The organism is Rhodoplanes roseus, assembly GCF_003258865.1.
GTDB lineage: Bacteria > Pseudomonadota > Alphaproteobacteria > Rhizobiales > Xanthobacteraceae > Rhodoplanes > Rhodoplanes roseus.
In genome coordinates this window covers 1-16,910 of sequence record NZ_NPEX01000023.1, presented here as the reverse complement: position 1 = coordinate 16,910, position 16,910 = coordinate 1, and the positions used below count along the sequence as shown (strand labels likewise).

At 70.3% G+C, this 16,910-nt stretch carries 18 protein-coding genes; 5 read left to right on the top strand and 13 right to left on the bottom strand.

All coding sequences use genetic code 11. The annotated features are described in order from the left end of the window. Positions 1-4: 4 nt before the first annotated feature. From der to CH341_RS05470, 5 genes are all read right to left on the bottom strand, one after another. Positions 5-1,441, bottom strand: a complete 1,437-nt coding sequence (gene der, locus CH341_RS05490) for a ribosome biogenesis GTPase Der (protein WP_111418026.1) — start codon at positions 1,439-1,441, stop codon at positions 5-7. Between the two features lie 191 nt (positions 1,442-1,632). After that, complete coding sequence (locus CH341_RS35725) at positions 1,633-2,184, bottom strand: hypothetical protein (protein ID WP_245430890.1); 552 nt, start codon at positions 2,182-2,184, stop codon at positions 1,633-1,635. Between the two features lie 11 nt (positions 2,185-2,195). Further along, positions 2,196-2,852: a tetratricopeptide repeat protein gene (locus CH341_RS05480; protein ID WP_111418025.1), complete on the bottom strand. Its 657-nt coding sequence runs from the start codon at positions 2,850-2,852 to the stop codon at positions 2,196-2,198. A 184-nt stretch (positions 2,853-3,036) separates the two neighbouring features. Next, entirely contained in the window at positions 3,037-3,861 is an 825-nt protein-coding gene (gene panB / locus CH341_RS05475) for a 3-methyl-2-oxobutanoate hydroxymethyltransferase (RefSeq protein ID WP_111418024.1), read from the bottom strand. A gap of 63 nt (positions 3,862-3,924) precedes the next feature. Further along, the gene (locus CH341_RS05470) at positions 3,925-4,527 is read right to left on the bottom strand and encodes an NnrU family protein (protein ID WP_111418047.1); all 603 of its coding nucleotides are present in this window, start codon (positions 4,525-4,527) and stop codon (positions 3,925-3,927) included. Positions 4,528-4,890: 363 nt separating this feature from the next. On the opposite strand from CH341_RS05470, the gene CH341_RS34080 reads away from it, so the two are divergent. The 3 genes from CH341_RS34080 (at position 4,891) to CH341_RS05460 (ending at position 8,844) form a co-directional block, all read left to right on the top strand. After that, positions 4,891-7,206, top strand: coding sequence for a hypothetical protein (locus CH341_RS34080; protein ID WP_170149485.1), 2,316 nt, complete (start codon positions 4,891-4,893; stop codon positions 7,204-7,206). Between the two features lie 113 nt (positions 7,207-7,319). Next, positions 7,320-8,303 (top strand): Bug family tripartite tricarboxylate transporter substrate binding protein, encoded by a 984-nt coding sequence (locus CH341_RS05465; RefSeq protein ID WP_170149484.1) that lies wholly within the window; start codon positions 7,320-7,322, stop codon positions 8,301-8,303. Positions 8,304-8,466: 163 nt separating this feature from the next. Next, positions 8,467-8,844: a hypothetical protein gene (locus tag CH341_RS05460; RefSeq protein ID WP_111418022.1), complete on the top strand. Its 378-nt coding sequence runs from the start codon at positions 8,467-8,469 to the stop codon at positions 8,842-8,844. A gap of 194 nt (positions 8,845-9,038) precedes the next feature. On the opposite strand, the gene CH341_RS05455 is transcribed toward CH341_RS05460, so the two are convergent. From CH341_RS05455 to CH341_RS05445, 3 genes are all read right to left on the bottom strand, one after another. After that, entirely contained in the window at positions 9,039-9,362 is a 324-nt protein-coding gene (locus tag CH341_RS05455) for a hypothetical protein (protein ID WP_111418021.1), read from the bottom strand. Between the two features lie 111 nt (positions 9,363-9,473). Next, entirely contained in the window at positions 9,474-9,851 is a 378-nt protein-coding gene (locus CH341_RS05450; protein ID WP_111418020.1) for a DUF1640 domain-containing protein, read from the bottom strand. 102 nt (positions 9,852-9,953) lie between these two features. Beyond that, the gene (locus tag CH341_RS05445) at positions 9,954-10,841 is read right to left on the bottom strand and encodes a DMT family transporter (RefSeq protein ID WP_111418019.1); all 888 of its coding nucleotides are present in this window, start codon (positions 10,839-10,841) and stop codon (positions 9,954-9,956) included. A 328-nt stretch (positions 10,842-11,169) separates the two neighbouring features. Here CH341_RS05445 and CH341_RS05440 point away from each other — a divergent pair, with 328 nt between their 5' ends. Continuing rightward, positions 11,170-11,622 carry a hypothetical protein gene (locus CH341_RS05440; protein ID WP_111418018.1) on the top strand — a complete coding sequence of 151 codons (453 nt, stop codon included), beginning with the start codon at positions 11,170-11,172 and terminating at the stop codon, positions 11,620-11,622. A 31-nt stretch (positions 11,623-11,653) separates the two neighbouring features. Here CH341_RS05440 and CH341_RS05435 read toward each other — a convergent pair whose 3' ends face one another. Continuing rightward, the gene (locus CH341_RS05435; protein WP_111418017.1) at positions 11,654-12,616 is read right to left on the bottom strand and encodes an ATP-grasp fold amidoligase family protein; all 963 of its coding nucleotides are present in this window, start codon (positions 12,614-12,616) and stop codon (positions 11,654-11,656) included. 290 nt (positions 12,617-12,906) lie between these two features. Between CH341_RS05435 and purU the strand changes: the two genes are divergently transcribed. Further along, complete coding sequence (gene purU / locus CH341_RS05430) at positions 12,907-13,767, top strand: formyltetrahydrofolate deformylase (protein ID WP_210208185.1); 861 nt, start codon at positions 12,907-12,909, stop codon at positions 13,765-13,767. Positions 13,768-13,947: 180 nt separating this feature from the next. On the opposite strand, the gene CH341_RS05425 is transcribed toward purU, so the two are convergent. The 4 genes from CH341_RS05425 to fliK form a co-directional block, all read right to left on the bottom strand. Further along, the gene (locus CH341_RS05425; RefSeq protein ID WP_111418016.1) at positions 13,948-14,226 is read right to left on the bottom strand and encodes a YARHG domain-containing protein; all 279 of its coding nucleotides are present in this window, start codon (positions 14,224-14,226) and stop codon (positions 13,948-13,950) included. Between the two features lie 90 nt (positions 14,227-14,316). After that, positions 14,317-15,849 carry an acyl-CoA carboxylase subunit beta gene (locus CH341_RS05420; protein WP_111418015.1) on the bottom strand — a complete coding sequence of 511 codons (1,533 nt, stop codon included), beginning with the start codon at positions 15,847-15,849 and terminating at the stop codon, positions 14,317-14,319. Between the two features lie 131 nt (positions 15,850-15,980). Further along, the gene (locus CH341_RS05415; RefSeq protein WP_111418014.1) at positions 15,981-16,310 is read right to left on the bottom strand and encodes an EscU/YscU/HrcU family type III secretion system export apparatus switch protein; all 330 of its coding nucleotides are present in this window, start codon (positions 16,308-16,310) and stop codon (positions 15,981-15,983) included. Continuing rightward, positions 16,307-16,910, bottom strand: a 604-nt coding sequence (fliK, locus tag CH341_RS05410) for a flagellar hook-length control protein FliK (protein ID WP_210208184.1), incomplete at its 5' end; no start/stop codon positions are given. The genes CH341_RS05415 and fliK, both read right to left, overlap by 4 nt.

The window sequence follows — 16,910 nt, the reverse complement described above, 5'->3', positions numbered from 1 at the left end:
GCCGTCAGCGTCCCTTCGCCCTGGTCGCATAGGGGTTGTTCTTTTCCCGCAGGGTCAGCCTGATCGGCGTGCCGGGCAGATCGAAGCTCTCGCGCAGACCGTTGATCAAATAGCGCTTGTAGGATTCCGGCACCGCGTCGGCGCGGGTGCAGAAGACGACGAAGCTCGGCGGCCGGGCCTTCGGCTGGGTGATGTAGTTGAGCTTCAGCCGGCGGCCCGAGACGGCGGGCGGCGGATGCGCCCCGATGGCGCCGTCGAGCCAGCGGTTGAGCGCATGGGTCGCGATGCGCCGGTTCCAGATCGCGTGGATGTCGATCACGGCCTGCATCAGCCGGTCGAGTCCGGCCCCGGTCAGCCCCGAGACGGCGACGACCGGCAGGCCGGCGAGCTGGGGCAGCCGGTAGCCGACCTCGTCGCGCAGCCGGGTCAGCGCGCCGGCCTCACCCTCGGCGAGGTCCCATTTGGAGAGGCCCAGCACCAGGGCGCGCCCCTCGCGCTCGACCAGGTCGGCGATGCGCAAATCCTGCTCCTCGAACGGCGCGGTCGCGTCCATCAGCAGAACGACCACCTCGGCGAACCGGATCGCCTCCAGCCCGTCCGAGACGGACATCTTCTCGAGCTTGTCGTCGATCTTGGACTTGCGCCGCATGCCGGCGGTGTCGTGCACCTGGAACGCCCGGCCGCCCCAGTCGAGATCCACCGCGATGGCGTCGCGGGTGATGCCGGCCTCGGGTCCGGTGAGCAGCCGGTCGGTGCCGAGCAGCCGGTTGATCAGGGTCGACTTGCCGGCGTTCGGCCGGCCGACCACCGCCATGCGGATCGGCCGGGTCGGCGCACCCGGGTCGACCGGCTCCTCGCCGGCCGCCTTGGCCTCGCGGGCCAGAAACTTGGCTTCGCGCTCGGCCAGCACCTCGGCCTTGGTCGCGGCGGCGGCGGCCCGGGTCTCCTCGGGCAGCGCCTCGCGGAGCGCGTCGTAGAGGTCGGAGAGGCCCTCCCCGTGCTCGGCCGAGACCCCGACCGGCTCGCCCAGCCCGAGCCCGAACGCCTCGTAGACGCCGGAGCTCGCCTGGCGCCCCTCGCTCTTGTTGGCGACCAATACGACCGGCCGACCGATCTTGCGGACGGCCGCCGCGAAGGCGCGGTCCATCGGGGTGAGACCGGCGCGGGCATCGATCAGGAACAGGATCGCGTCGGCCTGGGCCATCGCGGTCTCGGTCTGGGCCCGCATGCGGCCGGCGAGCGATTCGATCGCCGCCTCCTCGAAGCCGGCAGTGTCGATGACGGTGAAGTCGAGGTCGCCGAGCCGGCCCGTGCCCTCGCGGCGGTCACGGGTCACGCCGGGCTGGTCGTCGACCAGCGCGATGCGCTTGCCGACGAGGCGGTTGAACAGGGTCGACTTGCCCACATTGGGGCGCCCCACAATGGCAATCGTGAAGGACATCGGGGTCGCCGGGCGGCCTCTCGCAATGAAAACGATGGCCCGGCCGAGAGGCCGAGCCGGGCGGGACGAAACGGAATGCAGCGGTGACGGCCCGAACCGGCCGCGGCCACCGCGCGCCTGCATAGCACAGGCGACGGGCGGCGTATCGGGCTCGGCGACGGCCGGAACGGCCGACCGTCAGGAGACCCTCGTCAGCGCGAGAACGAGCCGGGTGCCGGTGCGCTCGGCCACGGCAGGGTGCCCTGCGGCTCGGCGGCCGTCGAGGTCGGCGGCTGCGCGGCCGAGGCGGGAGCCTGCTGCTGCGGACGGACCGGAACCGACCCGACCGGGGTCGCCGGCGCCGGCCGGGCCGTACGGGTCGGCGCCGCCGTCGGTGCGGCGGCCGGCTCGGCATCCGGATCGGCGACCGGCGGCGCGGCGGCGCGGCGCTGCTGCGGAGCCGGCGACTGGGCGGACTGCGGCCGGCTGCGCGGCTTCGCCTCCGGCTGAGGCTCGGGAGCGGCGGCAGCCTCGGGCGGCGGCCCGGCGGGCGCCTCCGGCTCCTTGTGGCCCGGCAGATATTCGGGCGGCACGCCCTGTTGGATGCCCGGCACGCCCTCCGGGAACACCGGCTTGCGCTCGCCCGGCAGCTTCTTCTTGGTGTCGAACATGGCGGTGAGGCCGTCGATCTGGTCGCAGCCGGCGAGCGGCAGCGCCAACGCGGCGGCGGTCGCGAGCAGGATCACGCGGGCACGGGCGCGCATCGGCGGCTCCTTCAGCTCTTGGCGCTTTCGCCCACCAGGGCGAGCAGGATGTCGACCCGCGCCTTCAACCCGGGCGGCGCCTCGGCGTCGCCCGCAGCGGCTTCGGCCCAGCGGCGCGCGGCGGCGGCATCGCCGGCCTTCCAGGCCGACAGCGCGAGCAGCTCGCGCGCCGAGTGGCGGAAGGCGCCGTCCGGCCGGGCGAGCGGCTCGACGCGCTTCTGGATCTCGGCGAAGGGCGCCGTATCGACCATGAGGAGGCCGGCCCGCAGGGCGGCAGCCTCGCGGAACATGGCGGTGGTCGAGGTGTCGGCCGCGATCGCGTCGTAGGCCGCGATGGCGGCCTTGGGATCGGTGACGGCCTGCTCCTCGGCCTCGCGCAGCCGCGCCAGGCTGCGATAGGCCGGGATTGCGACGTCACCGGCGAGCTTGGCGAAAGCGGCGCTGGCCTCGCCGTGCTTTCCGTCCTGGGCGAGCCTGGCGGCGGTCTCGAAGGCGACGCTCGCCTCGGAGGCCTGCTTGGCCTGATACCACTGCCAGCCGCGCCAGCCGGCGACCCCCACGATGATCAGCACGCAGACCGCGATGATGAGGGTGCCGTGACGCTTCCAGATCTGCTGGAGCCGTTCTCGGCGGACTTCCTCGTCGACTTCCTGGAAGATATCGGTCACGCGTCGACTCGCTGTTTCAGTGCCTTGTGTTTCAAAGGCTTGTTGCTGTTCGTTTCGGCGTCGGATCAGGCGGATGGCCGGCCGTGCCGGGGGCGCGATCCGTTCCCCTTGGCGCTAGACCATGCTTGTGGCGAGCGCAAGGCGTCCGGCGCCGCGGGCCAGGGTCGGGAGGACGCCGTCCCGGTCAGGACGGCTTCTTCACCGGATAGACGTTCTCGGGGCCCGGGAAGGCGCGCGAGCGCACCTCCTCGGCATAGGCCGCCACCGCCGCCTCGATCGACGGGCCGAGGTCGGCGTAGCGCTTGACGAATTTCGGCACCCAGGGCGACAGGCCCAGCATGTCCTCCAGCACCAGCACCTGGCCGTCGCAGGCGGCGCTCGCCCCGATGCCGATGGTCGGGATCGGCACGTCGCGGGTGATCTTGGCGGCGAGCGGCTCGGCGATCGCCTCCAGCACCACGGCGAAGGCGCCGGCGTCGGCGACCGCCTTGGCGTCCGCCTCGATCGGCCCCCAGTTCGCCGGGTCGCGACCCTGGGCCCGGAAGCTGCCGAGCGTGTTGATCGACTGCGGGGTGAGGCCGACATGGCCCATCACCGGGATGCCGCGCTCGACCAGGAACCTCACCGTCTCGGCCATGCGCACGCCGCCCTCGAGCTTGATGGCGCCGCAGCCCGTCTCCTTCATGATCCGGGCGGCGGAGTGGAAGGCCTGCTCCTTCGACGCCTCGTAGCTGCCGAACGGCATGTCGACGACGACCAGGGCGCGCTTGGAGCCGCGCATCACCGCCAGCCCCTGCAGGATCATCATGTCGAGCGTCACCGGCACGGTGGTCTCCAGCCCGTGCATGACCATGCCGAGCGAGTCGCCGACCAGGATCGAGTCGCAATGCCGGTCGCACAGGCCTGCCGTGTGGGCGTGATAGGAGGTCAGCATGGTGATCGGCACGCCGCCCTTGCGGGCCAGAATGTCGGGCGCGGTCAGCCGCTTTTCGTCGCGATGCACGGACATGCGGGATCTCTTTCGTCCGGGATTCTCTCGGTCGGTGTCGCTGGCGCGGGCGGCGGCCCGCGATCAGGTCCCGAGCGCCGGGCTTCCGAACACGGCGCGGCCGATGACCAGCGGGTGGAACACGAAAGCGAGGGCGAGGTACAGGATGGTCCCGACCACCACGGCCAGGATGTCGTTGCGGCGTCCGCCGACCGGAATCGGCGGCGCGCCGGGGTCGCTGCGGCGCTTGAGGGTGATGCGGTCGTAGACGGCCCAGGCCAGGATCGAGCCGAAGATCAGGATCGAGCCGAGGTCGCCATTGGCGATCAGATGCGCCACCGCCCACAGCTTCACGCCCGACAGCATCGGGTGCTTGAGCGTGCGCTTGATGTTGCCGGGGATGTAGGCGGCCGTGACCATGACGACGGCCGGCCACATCAGCAGCGCCGACAGATGGCGGGTCCAGGTGGGCGGATCGTAGAGCTCGATCCACTCGCCCTCGGCCCGGTACTCGGCGAAGCCCCAGCCGATCAGCACGATGCCGAGAAGCGAGGCGACCGAGATCAGTGCCTTGTAGGGCAGCTCGCCGATCCGCCCGATCAGGGCGGCGCGGCGGTCGCGCATCGATACGAAGACATGGGGCCCGATGAACAGCACGAGACCCAGGATCAGGACCGCAAGTCCCATGCATTCCCCCGGCGGCATGCGGCAAAACCGGGCGGAGTAGATGCGATCGGCCCTGCCGACGCAAGGCTTTACGGGGCGAGCCCGCCCTGCCGCGACCGCAGGCCACGGGCGGAGAGGCAGGGTGGGACCGGGTCAGGATGGTTGCCGGTCCACCGCCACGCCGATACCCTCCCGCGGATCGAGCGCCATACATCCGATCGTTTGGTGCCGTCGTCGACCGGCCTGCTTTTCGGCACGCGTGGCGCTCATCCGGTCTGGACGGCGAGCCGCAAACCACCCCCGGAGAGCCGCGCATCCCAATGGTCGTCCGCGGGCGGGCTTCCGTACCCGGCTGGTCGCGGACGTTCAACCAGCGAGACCGACATGTTCCGTTTCTCCCGCCCGGTCGGGTCGGGCCCCCCGATCGGCGCCGGCGTCGCGGACGCCGACGGCGGCGGACCGCAGGCGCCGGCCTCTTTCTCCTGGCGCACCGCCCCGTGGCTCTCCACTCCGGTCGTGCTGGTGCTCGGCGCTCTGCTGTCGCTGTGGCTCACCGGCGCGCTGGGCACCGACTCCGGCCAGCCGCTCGGGCTGGAGGGCGACCACCTGTTCCTGCTCGTCCAGATCAAGGCCTTCCTGGACGGCTTCGCCATCCGGTTCGTGCCGAATCTCGGCTTCCCGGGCGTTCAGGACAACCTTTTCTTCCCGCAGTTCGACCTCAGCCAACGGGCTCTGCTGTGGCTGCTGGCGCAGACGAGCGACCAGGTCTTCGCCGTCGAAAACCTTCTCTACAGGATCGGGATCGCGGCGATCTTCGTCTCCTCCTTCGTGGTGCTGCGCGTCCTGTCGGTCCGGCCGTGGCTGGCCGCCGTCGCCTCGGTGGTGTTCGTCGTGTCGCCCTTCCTGGCGGGGCGCGCCGGCGGCCACGACTTCCTGGCGCTCTACTACGCGGTGCCGTGGGGCGCGGCGCTCTCATATCTCGTCGCCGAAGTCGCGACCGTCGGCAGTGGCAGCAAGGGGCCGGTCGCCGCATTCGTCGCGCTATGCCTGTTGGTCGCCGGCACTTCGGGCCTCTACTACACGTTCTTCAGCGCCATGTTCGTCGCCGTCACGGCGCTCGGGATGGCGGCCGGCCGACGCGACTGGCGTCCCGCCGCGATCGGCGTCGGCGTGTGCGCGGCGCTGTTCGTGCTGCTGATCGCGAGCGGCTATCGCTGGCATCTCGTCGACGTGCTGTTCGGTGCCGTCAGTCAGCCGCGCCGCCAGCACTACGAGACGCTGTACTACGGACTCCTCGTCAGCGACGCGGTGAAGCCGCTGAGCGAGCTCGGCCTGTTCAAGGACCGGTTCGGCACCTACACGGCCGTGATGCGACAGTTTCAGGGCGCCGAGCGCATGGAATGGCCGGGTGTGCTGCTCGGCACCGTCATTGTCGCCGCACCGCTTTTCGTAGTGGTCGGCCTGTTCGACCGCGGTCCGTGGCGGACGGATCGCCTGCGGATCGTGTGGCTGTCGCTGGCCCTGATCACCTTCGGCCTGGTGTTCGCGGTGGGAAGCGGCCTCAGCTTCCTGTTCAGCTATTTGCTGGTGCCGGTGATCCGCGCGCCGACCCGCATCATCCCGTTCCTCAGCTTCTTCGCGCTGGTCTCGGTGTGCGCCGGGGTGGAGCTCCTGCTGTCGGAGCCGACGCGACGGCGACGGATCGCAGCGGGCGTCACGGTGGCGCTGCTCCTGGTCGGCGTGCCGAGCGCCCTGTTCCCGCTGTCGCGCCTGCAGGAGTCGACTCGGGCCGGCACGCAGGACGTCCGAGCGAAGCTCGCCGCCATGCTGAAGATCGTACACGGCGCCGGCCTGAAGGCCGTGCTGCAGGTGCCGATCGTGCCGTGGCCCGAGATCCCGTGGCAGCGCCGCTTCGACCCCTATCAGCACCTGCTGCCCTACGTCGTCGACACGGTCGGCAGCCCGGTGCGATGGAGCTACGGCCTCGCCCTGCGTCAACCGGACTTCGCGAGGCTCCGCGCCTTGACCGCGGGGACGACCGGGGTGGCGACGGAGCGGGCCCGGGGACTCGGTTTCGACGGCATTCTGGTGGAAAAGCTCGCCTACACGGAGGAGGAGCTGGGCGACCTGTCCGCGTCGATCCGAACCGGCCTCGCGCCCGGGTGCCGGATCTTCGAGGATGAGCTCCGCATCCTGTACGCCCTGGGGCCGCCGCCGGAGGGCGTGGCGTGCGTACCTGAGCCCCCGCTGCACTCCCCGGGCGCGGCCGTATCGGCGCGCTTCACGGCCCACGAAGCCCCCTGGCCCTGGCTGATCGAGGGCTGGTCGGCGCCGGCGCCGCTCGGCACCTGGAGCGAGGGCCGCCGCAGCGTGCTCTATGTCCGGATGCCGCGCGTCCGCCCGGCAGGCGGCGTGACGGTCCGGCTCGCCATCGAGCCGTATCGGCCCGATCCGGCCCGGCGCAAGCGCATCGACGCCCTGGTCGACGGACGAATCGTCGCGTCGCTCGTGGTCGAGGCCGGCGCACGGGTCCCGGCGGAATGGCGATTCGACTTGCCGGCCGACATCGTCGGCGACCGCGACGCAATGCTCCTGACCTTCGCGGTCGACGATCCGGAGAGCCCGTCCCGACACGGAGCGGCCGACTTGAGGGTGCTCGGGTTCCTGCTGAAGCGCGTGGAGATCGAGGCAGTGCCGTGATGCCGTCCGGCTCCTCCCCCGCCGGGACCGGAGGCGACCTCAACGTGACAACCCGACCGACCGTAGCTATCGGAGGGGCGGCCCCCACCCTCCTGCCGTCCGGAGCCAGCACCATGATCTGCGTCCGTTGCACCGCCCTCCTGCTCGCCGGCGCCGCCCTGCTCGCGGCACTTGTCGCGCCGCTGCGGGCCGACGCCGAGGAGTGGCCGAGCCGGCCGGTGCGCGTGATCGTGCCGTTCGGGCCCGGCTCGACCCCGGACCTGATCGCCCGCATCGTGGCGGAGGCGCTGCAGCAGCGCTTCGGGCAGCCCTTCCTGGTGGAGAACAAGGCCGGCGCCGGCGGCAATCTCGGCACCGACGCGGTCGCCAAGGCCGAGCCGGACGGCTACAGCGTCGGGGTCAGCATCGCCGGACCGCTCGCCATCAACGCGCTGCTGCAGCCCAAGATGCCCTACGAGTGGAGCCGCGACTTCGCCTTCGTCACCACGCTGGCGACGCAGCCCTGCGCGCTGGCCGTCAACAACGCGCTGGGCGTATCGAGCGTCGCCGAGCTCCTGGACAAGCTGCGGCGCGACCCCGGCAAGTACAACTACGCCTCGATCGGCAACGGCTCGCTGTCGCATCTCGCCATGGAGGCGATCGCGATGGCGAGCGGCACCAAGATCGTCCACATCGCCTATGCGAGCTCGCCCCAGGCGGCGACCGCGATCATCCGCGGCGACGTCCAGATGGGCTGCCTGCCGGCGATCGCGGCCACGTCGCAGGCCGAGGCCGGCAATCTCAAGGTGATCGCGGTGTCGACGCCGCAGCGATCCGCGCTGATCCCGGGGGTGCCGACCCTGAAGGAATCGGGTGTCGATGTCGAAGCCGAGGCCTGGAACGGCCTGATCGCGCCGGCCCGCACCCCCGCCGCCGTGCTCGACCGCATCGGCCCCGCGGTGCGCGAGGTGCTGTCGCAGCCCGCGGTGCGAGAGAAGCTGGCCACCCAGGTGATGGAGCCGATTCCCTCGACGCCCGAGGCCTTCCGGGCCCGGGTGGAGGCCGAGGTGGCACGCTGGCGGCCCGTCATCGCGGCCGCCGGCATCAAGCCGAACTGACGCCCGCCGTCCGAGGCCGGGTCGCGGCGCCTCCGACAGGGACCACGGTCCCGCTCTACCTCCCTGATAATTCTTCTATATTTCTGACGGTCACAATCGTGCTGCGGAACCCGGACGAGCCCGGTCCGTTGCCCTCCCGAGGCAACTCCAGAGGAGGCAGACCATGAGCGATCCGCAGGACGGCATCCGGGATCCCCGGCTGAGCGACAATCGTGGCATCCACAATCCGAGCTTCGCCGAGCGCAATGCCGACCCGAGCATTCCGGGCGCGCGCCGCAGCGGCTCCATGTGGGCCTGGCTGGCCGGCATCGTCGCCGCCGTGTTTATCATCGCGATCGTCTACGGCATGAGCAGTCGCAACGCGAGCGACGTCGCCTTCGACCGCAATGCTCCGTCGGCGACCACCGGCTCCGGAACGTCGTCCGGCACGCTGCCGCCGGCCCGCTCGGGTGCCTCCAACGTTCCGGGGACGACCGGCCCGGCCAGCGAGCGGTCCGCAAGCCCGAGCGCTCCGGCCCCCGCCCCCGCCCCGGCCCGCTGACCGATCAACGACGAGACGCGGCTCGCCGGACGCGGGCGGGCCGCCACCTTCCCTCGCCCCGATTGCGAGGGGGTGGGCCCAGGGGTGTCATCGGGTGCAGGCCCGACCGCGGGTGCATGCCCGCACACGCGCCGCCCGGGCCCGCCGTATTTCTTTGATATCGGCCTGTTGCCGGCGATTTCGCAGCCCGAGGATCAGTGCAGCCGCAGGATCACGGCGAGCGCCCCGAGGCCGGCCACCATCAGCGCACCCAGTCGCACCGTGAGTTGCAGGCTCAGCTTCTCGATCTTTGCATCCACGTCGCGCCTAAGCCCGTCGAATCTCAGCTCCATCTCGGAGCGCAGGCCGTCGATCGTGCCATCGATGCGATCGACCGCAGCGGCGAGATCGGCCTTGGTGACCAGCTCCACCATGATGAAATCCCGCGCCGCCTCCGCATGGGCCTCGGCCTGCTCCGGAGCGACTCCGCCGTCCCGGAGCCGTTTCGAGTAACCGAGCGTATCAAACGCATAGACCATCGGACACCCGGTGTGCCGCAATACAATCCAAAGGTTGTATCGCACCACAACCGCGCACGCATCCGGATCGTACCGAATCTAAGTGTCGGCACAGCAGCGGCAGCCTGAGGATCAGTGCAGGCGCAGGATGACGGCGAGCGCCCCGAGGCCGGCCACCATCAGCGCACCCAGTCGCACCGTGAGCTGCAGGCTCAGCTTCTCGATCTTGCCTTCGAGCTTGCTCTCGAGCTTCTCGATCTTTGCATCCACGTCGCGCCGGAAGGCGTCGGCTTCGCGCCGCAGGCCGTCGAATCTCAGCTCCATCTCGGTGCGCAGGCCGTCGATCGTGAGGTCGATGCGATCGACCGCAGCGGCGAGATCGGCCTTGGTGACCAGCTCCACCATGATGAAATCCCGCGCCGCCTCCGCATGGGCCTCGGCCTGCTCCGGAGCGACTCCGCCGTCCCGGAGCCGTTTCGAGTAACCGAGCGTATCAAACGCATAGACCATCGGACACCCCCGCGCCCCGCACCGGTATCCTTTGGGCTGTATCGCACCGACACCGTTCGCGCATCCGGATAACGCCACTCGGCCTGTGACGATCCCGCTCCCTCAAGCGGCGGTCCTTGGCCTGGCGTTGACCAGGAAGACGCCGGCGACGCACACGGCCATGCCGACGATGGCGACCGGGCCCAGGCGCTCGCCGAACAACGCCCACGCCATCACGGCGGTGACGGGCGGCGTGAGATAGAACAGGCTGGAGATCCGGCTCGCCGCGGCGCGGCGCATCAGGAAATACAGGAGCCAGATCGCCCCGAGCGACAGCACCAGCACGAGCCAGGCGAGCGCGAACACGAACTCGCCGGTCCACTCGACCGTCCGGCTCTCGAACAGCAGCGCGCCGGAGAGGAACAGCACACCGGCCGAGGCGTATTGCACCAGGAAGGCGGGGCGCCAGTCGATCGTCCCGCCGTGCCGCTTCTGATAGAGCGTGCCCGACGTGATCGACAGCAGCGCCGTGACGACCGCGATCCAGGCGACGGCGTCCGCCTCCCCGCCCGTGGTCTTGTCCTGCACGATCAGGTAGACGCCGACGATGCCGAGCCCGAGGCCGGCCCACTGGCGCACCGTCACGCGCTCGCCGAGCACCCGGTTGGCGAGCGTCGAGACCAGGATCGGCTGCAGCCCGACGATCAGCGCCGTGAGGCCGACCGCCAGCTTGTGCTCGATCGCCACGAACACCCCGCCCAGATAGCCGCCGTGCATCAGCAGCCCGGTGACGACGCTGTGACCGATCGCGGCGCCGCCCGGCCATGCCGGCCGCGAGATCGCAATCACCACGGCCATCACGCCGACGACGCCGACCATGCGCAGCGTCAGGAAGGTGAACGGCTCCGCATGCGGAAGCCCCAGCCGCGCGCCGACGAATCCCGACGCCCAAAGCACCACGAACACGCCCGGTGCGAGCAGCGCGACGACAGACTCGATCTTGCGCGGCATGGGGCGCTCCGGGGCGATTCATCGCCGCAATGGACGGGGGTGCGGCCCGGGCCGAAGCCCCTGATGCGACCTCGGATCGGTGGGGACGCGGTCGGCCGACGCCACAATGCCATTCCGCCCTCAATGCCGAAAGCGAATGTTCTTCATCGCGATCATCAGCAAACGTGATGAAGAATCGAGGATTTCGCCGCGCGACCCGTCGCGCCCCTGCTCCGGCCCGCCGGTCCGGGCCTCTGTGGTTAACGAATTTCCAACATACCTCGGTCTAATTTTCGCCGGGTCCCTGGAACAAAAGACGGGCCGGGGAATTACGGGGGGTCTGGCGGCGATGGTTCGCCTCGCGTCACTTCTGCTTGCCACGATGCTGGTCGGAACGGTCGCCTCGCCGGCCGCCGCCGACTATCACATCAAGAAAGATTTCGGCGGCTATGTCGAGGAGTACAAGGCGAAATACGCCCGTATCCGCGACACCGGCGAGCGCGTGATAATCGACGGCATCTGCAACTCCGCCTGCACCCTGGTGCTGGGCATCGTGCCGCTGAACAAGATCTGCGTCACGCCGCGGGCGAGCCTCGGCTTCCACCAAGCCTATTACGACAAGGCGTGGACGGCCGGCGTGAAGGTGACCAGCGCGGCCGGGACGGCCGAGCTGATGTCGGTCTATCCACGCGGCGTGAAGGCCTGGATCGCCAGCGTCGGCGGCCTCACGGCCGAGATGAAGAAGCTCAAGAACGGCTACGATCTGTGGATGATCGTCGACCCGTGCCCGGAAGAGTTCTGAGCGGCACGGCGCGGTCCCCGATGCGGGTTCGTCATGCGGCCGCCCGTCGCGGCGAATCGGCCGTCGGGTCCTGATCGGGACGCGCCGGTCCGGCCTGGGCGGGCAAGCACGCGACGTCGAAATCCGGGTCCCACAAGCCACCGAGCATCCGGTCGATCTCGGCCGATCCCCAGGCTAGGCGCCCGGCATTGCTGTACGGCGTGAGCTCGCCGATCATCGGACCGGCCGCGCCGAGATAGACGTCCACCCGCAGCGACGAAAACCCCTGCGACAGCCGCTCGGCGAGCGCCACCACGGCAGCCCGGTCGTTCTCCGCGAGCGGAATGTCGGCGTCCGGCAAATTGGCGGGAATCGCCAGCCGCCGCCCGGTCGCGTCGAACCAGGCATTGCGCTCCTCGGCCGTCCCCTTGCGACCGCGCAGCAGCCGGATCAGCCGCGCCCGACCGCTGAACGTGAAGACCAGCGCCTCGACGGGCGCGCCACCGTCCGGCCCGAGCAGCAGCGGCTCGGCGATCAGCCGCCGCGGGAGGCCGCGATAGCCCCATTCCAGCGACACGTCGAAATAGTCGGTCGCCAGCCACTGCCGGGCCGCCGCGACCAGCGCCACCGGCATCCGCTCCGCCGGATCCCGCACCAGCGCGACCGGACCCGACGTGTGGGTCGGCTTGAGCACGAAGCGCTCCGGCAGCCGGTCCCAGTCGATGTCCTCGGGCCGCCGCCACAGCCCCAGCGTCGGCACGACCAGGTCCGGTCCGACGCGGTCCAAGATGAACGCCTTGGCGGCGTGCTTGTCGCAGATGATCCGCAGCCGCGGATCGCGATCGAACAGGATTCGGTGGAGGATGCGCTCGTTGAAGCCGACCGGACGATCGAGGTGCGGGGCGACGCCGAACTGCACCTCGTAACACGCGGCGAGCCGGCGCCGCACCACCCGCGGGCCGACCAAGGGCCATCGGTGCGCGGTCGCGGCGAGGAGATGAAACGGGCTGTGCATAATGGTCCAGGCGGTCGGCGTCGTTCACAACGAGACCGGACATGCGGTCGTATGGGTCGTGGGGCGGACGCCGAGCAGCAACACGCGAGCAACATTTCGATCGTGCCCGTCCGGCCGGGCGGTTGCAAGATCGCAGCCCGCATGGCGCCGCCGCGACCACGCACGGCTGGCTTTCGGGCTCACGATCGTCTACGTGCAATCACGGATGGCTTCGCAGCGTGCGCCCGTCCATGCCTGCGCGCCGGTCGCCTCACGCCGCCGGCCGCGCAATGCCCGGATCGATCTCGCAGATGACCACCAGAACCTATGTGCTGACGTTGTCCTGCGCCGACACGGTCGGCATCGTCGCGGCCGTGTCGAGCTATCTGTCCGGACAGGGCATCTTCATCACCGAGTCGGCGAATTTCGGCGACCACCAGTCCGGCCGCTTCTTCCAGCGCACCGTGTTCAACGCGACCCCGGACCAGCCCTCGATCGAGGAGCTCGAGGCGGGCTTCCGGCAGATCGCCGAAAAGTTCGGGATGACCTGGACGTTCCACGACACCGCGATCAAGCCGCGCGTGCTGATCATGGTGTCGAAGTTCGACCACTGCCTCAACGACCTGCTCTATCGCTACCGCACCGGCAGCCTGCCGATCGACATCCCGGCCGTGGTGTCGAACCATCCGGATCTCGCCCGCGTGGTCGAATGGCACGGGATCCCGTACCACTATCTGCCGGTGACCAGGGACACCAAGGCTGGGCAGGAGGCGGCCGTGCTGGCGCTCATCGACCGGCTGCGGATCGATCTGGTCGTGCTCGCCCGCTACATGCAGGTGCTGTCGCCGGAGCTGTGCACGGCGCTGTCGTGGCGCTGCATCAACATCCACCACTCGTTCCTGCCGAGCTTCAAGGGCGCCAAGCCCTATCACCAGGCGCATGCGCGCGGCGTGAAGATCATCGGCGCCACCGCCCACTACGTGACCGGCGACCTCGACGAGGGCCCGATCATCGAGCAGGGCGTCGAGCGCATCGACCACACCTTCACGCCCGAGGACTTCGTCGCCATCGGCCGGGACATCGAGAGCGTCGTCCTGGCCCGCGCCGTCCAGTTCCACATCGAGCACCGCGTCATCGCCAACGGCAACAAGACGGTGGTGTTTCGGCGCTGAGCGGCCGAGCGTTGCGCCGGTCGGAAAGCAGATCTCGTGCCCCGGTCAAGGCGCAACGGACCGCAGGTCCGATGCGCCGCAGAGCCGGGGCCCAGCTCGGTCGCGCCAAACCCGGCCTGGGTCCCGGCTCGGGTGCATCGCTTCGCGCCGCACCCCGTCCCGGGACACGGCTTCTGAGAGTCACCGGCAGCCGTATTGCCGCTCCATCGCGCGGATCTGGGCGACGCGGGCGCGTTCGCCGGGCGACAGCGGCACCGCCTCCTCGACGTCGTAGACGCATCCGGCATTGCCGAAATAGCTGATCGCCCGCGAGGTCTTGAAGCAGTAGCCGCGCGCCTTGAAGATCGAGTTGCGCTCGACCCAGAGCTGCTCGCAGGACCCCTGCGCGACAGCGGTCTCGGCCGCGCCGACCAGCGTCGCGAACGCGACGGCAGCGGCGAGGAGTGTCCTGGTGCTCATCGGAAGGTCCCCGTTGGCCGCGTTGCCCGCCCTAAAGCGGGCGTCGGCCGTTCCGGGCGCGCCGCTTTGCGCCGCCCCGGAACGGCCGCCTCACAGCGGCAGGTTGTCGTGCTTCTTGGCCGGCATCTCGAGCGTCTTGGTGCGCAGCATCGAGAGGGCGCGGGCGATGCGGCGCCGGGTCGAGTGCGGCATCACCACCTCGTCGATATAGCCGCGCTCCGCCGCCTTGAAGGGCGACATGAAGCTCGTCTCGTACTCCTTGGTGCGCTCGGCGATCTTGTCCGGATCGCCGATGTCGGAGCGGAAGATGATCTCGACCGCGCCCTTGGCGCCCATCACGGCGATCTGGGCGGTCGGCCAGGCGTAGTTCACGTCGGCGCCGATGTGCTTGGAGGCCATCACCACATAGGCCCCGCCGAAGGCCTTGCGGGTGATCAGCGTCACCAGCGGCACCGTGCACTGGCTGTACGCGAACAGGAGCTTGGCGCCATTCTTGATCAGGCCGCCCGACTCCTGCGCGGTGCCCGGCAGGAAGCCCGGGACGTCGACGAAGGTGACGATCGGGATGTCGAAGGCGTTGCAGAAGCGCACGAAGCGGGCGCCCTTGCGGCTGGCGTCCGAGTCGAGCACGCCGGCCAGCACCATCGGCTGATTGGCGACGAAGCCCACCGTGCGGCCGGCGATGCGGCCGAAGCCGATGACGATGTTGCGGGCGAAGCTCGGCGACAGCTCGAAGAAGTCGCCCTCGTCCACCACCTTGTGGATCAATTCCTTGATGTCGTACGGCTTGTTCGGATTGTCCGGGATCAGCGTGTCGAGCGACGGCTCCATCCGCTCGACGTCGTCGAAGCTCGGCCATTCGGGCACACCGGCGCCCGAATGGGCCGGCAGGAAGTCGACGAAGCGCCGGATCTGCAGGATGCACTCGACGTCGTTCTCGAAGGCGCCGTCGGCGACCGCCGAGCGGGTCGCGTGGACGCTCGCCCCGCCGAGCTCCTCGGCCGTGACGATCTCGTTGGTCACGGTCTTCACGACTTCCGGGCCGGTGACGAACATGTAGCTCGTGTCGCGCACCATGAAGATGAAGTCCGTCATCGCCGGCGAGTAGACGTCTCCGCCGGCGCACGGGCCCATGATGACGGAGATCTGCGGGATGACGCCCGAGGCCTGGACGTTGCGCTTGAACACGTCGCCGTAGCCGCCGAGCGCCGCGACGCCCTCCTGGATGCGGGCGCCGCCGGCATCGAACAGGCCGATGATCGGGGCCCTGGCCTTGAGCGCCATGTCCTGGATCTTGGTCATCTTCTGGGCGTGCGCTTCCGACAGCGAGCCGCCGAAGACGGTGAAGTCCTTGGCGAACACGAAGACGGTGCGGCCGTTGACCGTGCCCCAGCCGGTGACCACGCCGTCGCCCGGGATCTTGCTCCGGTCGGCGCCGAACTCGCTGAGCCGGTGCTCGACGAACATGTCGTATTCCTCGAACGAGCCGTGATCGAGCAGGAGCCCGATGCGCTCGCGCGCCGTCAGCTTGCCGCGCCGGTGCTGCGCCTCGATCCGGGACTCGCCGCCGCCCAGCCGCGCTCCGGCCCGCCGCTGCTCCAGCCTCGCCAAAATGTTTTTCATGGATCAAAACCCGCACGCGAAATGGAAGATGACCGCACTGCGTCATAGCACGGCGGCGCGCCGACAGGCGAGACCATGACAACGAAGTTTCAGCGAGGGCGAGGTCGGGGCAACAAAGGTTCGCGGGGCGCTCAGCGCAGCGCGGCGGCCGGCGGGGCTCCGGAGGGGGACCGGACCGGCGGCGCAGGGGCGCGGGGCAGCTTGCCGGAGAGGCGCAGGATGAAGGTCAGCACCTCGGCGACCGCCCGGTAGAGCTCTTCCGGAATCTCGTCGCCCAGCTCGACGTCGGACAGCGCGGCGGCGAGGCCGGCATTCTCCTCGATCGGGACGCCGGCGGCCCGTGCCGTCTCGATGATCTTCTCGCCGATCGCGCCCCTGCCCTTGGCGACGACGCGCGGGGCGCCGGGCGCCTCGTAGTGGAGCGCGATGGCGAGCGGGATCGCGGGGCGCTCGGTGCTCATGAGGCGCGATCCAGGAAGCGACCGGCGGCCGGCGCCGCCTCACGCGATGGACGCGGCGGGGCGCCGTCGCGCACCACCACCTCGGAGGGGTCCAGCGCGGCGGCGCGCAGCCGCTCGGCGAGATCGTCGGCATGGTCGCGCAGCAGCACGGCGCTGTCGCCGCGCTCGGCCCACAGCGTCACGCCGGCGCGCTCGCCCGTGATCGTGATCTGGGCGTGAACGACGCCGACCGGCTCGATGTCGATGGCGAAGCGGGCCCGCCAGGCGGGCGCGGCGCGTTCGGTCCCCTGCCCCTTGCCGTCCCGCGAAATCTCGAACTGGGCGACGGTCGGGCCCTGCGGCGTCAGGAACGGGATCTCGAACACCCAGCGGCCGGCATCGGCGTCGGCGGCGCCGGCCGGCCCCGCGCCGCCCGGAAGCGACGCGGCCTGCATCAGCGTGTGGCGGGCGAGCGCCGCCTCGGTCTCGGCCAGCAGGGTGCGCATGGCGGCGTGCGGCTCGCTGCCGTCGAGGAGGCTCGGCGCAGCGACCGGCTGCGCCACCGGGGCGGCGCCCTTGTAGGGCGGCGGCGGCGGTGCTGTATTTCGTCGACCACCTCGA

Coding starts and splice junctions, on each gene's coding strand:
- der (WP_111418026.1), bottom strand. CDS start 1,441: ATGTCCTTCACGATTGCCATTGTGGGGCGCCCCAATGTGGGCAAGTCG.
- CH341_RS35725 (WP_245430890.1), bottom strand. CDS start 2,184: ATGCGCGCCCGTGCCCGCGTGATCCTGCTCGCGACCGCCGCCGCGTTG.
- panB (WP_111418024.1), bottom strand. CDS start 3,861: ATGTCCGTGCATCGCGACGAAAAGCGGCTGACCGCGCCCGACATTCTG.
- CH341_RS05470 (WP_111418047.1), bottom strand. CDS start 4,527: ATGGGACTTGCGGTCCTGATCCTGGGTCTCGTGCTGTTCATCGGGCCC.
- CH341_RS34080 (WP_170149485.1), top strand. CDS start 4,891: ATGTTCCGTTTCTCCCGCCCGGTCGGGTCGGGCCCCCCGATCGGCGCC.
- CH341_RS05465 (WP_170149484.1), top strand. CDS start 7,320: ATGATCTGCGTCCGTTGCACCGCCCTCCTGCTCGCCGGCGCCGCCCTG.
- CH341_RS05460 (WP_111418022.1), top strand. CDS start 8,467: ATGAGCGATCCGCAGGACGGCATCCGGGATCCCCGGCTGAGCGACAAT.
- CH341_RS05455 (WP_111418021.1), bottom strand. CDS start 9,362: ATGGTCTATGCGTTTGATACGCTCGGTTACTCGAAACGGCTCCGGGAC.
- CH341_RS05450 (WP_111418020.1), bottom strand. CDS start 9,851: ATGGTCTATGCGTTTGATACGCTCGGTTACTCGAAACGGCTCCGGGAC.
- CH341_RS05445 (WP_111418019.1), bottom strand. CDS start 10,841: ATGCCGCGCAAGATCGAGTCTGTCGTCGCGCTGCTCGCACCGGGCGTG.
- CH341_RS05440 (WP_111418018.1), top strand. CDS start 11,170: ATGGTTCGCCTCGCGTCACTTCTGCTTGCCACGATGCTGGTCGGAACG.
- CH341_RS05435 (WP_111418017.1), bottom strand. CDS start 12,616: ATGCACAGCCCGTTTCATCTCCTCGCCGCGACCGCGCACCGATGGCCC.
- purU (WP_210208185.1), top strand. CDS start 12,907: ATGACCACCAGAACCTATGTGCTGACGTTGTCCTGCGCCGACACGGTC.
- CH341_RS05425 (WP_111418016.1), bottom strand. CDS start 14,226: ATGAGCACCAGGACACTCCTCGCCGCTGCCGTCGCGTTCGCGACGCTG.
- CH341_RS05420 (WP_111418015.1), bottom strand. CDS start 15,849: ATGAAAAACATTTTGGCGAGGCTGGAGCAGCGGCGGGCCGGAGCGCGG.
- CH341_RS05415 (WP_111418014.1), bottom strand. CDS start 16,310: ATGAGCACCGAGCGCCCCGCGATCCCGCTCGCCATCGCGCTCCACTAC.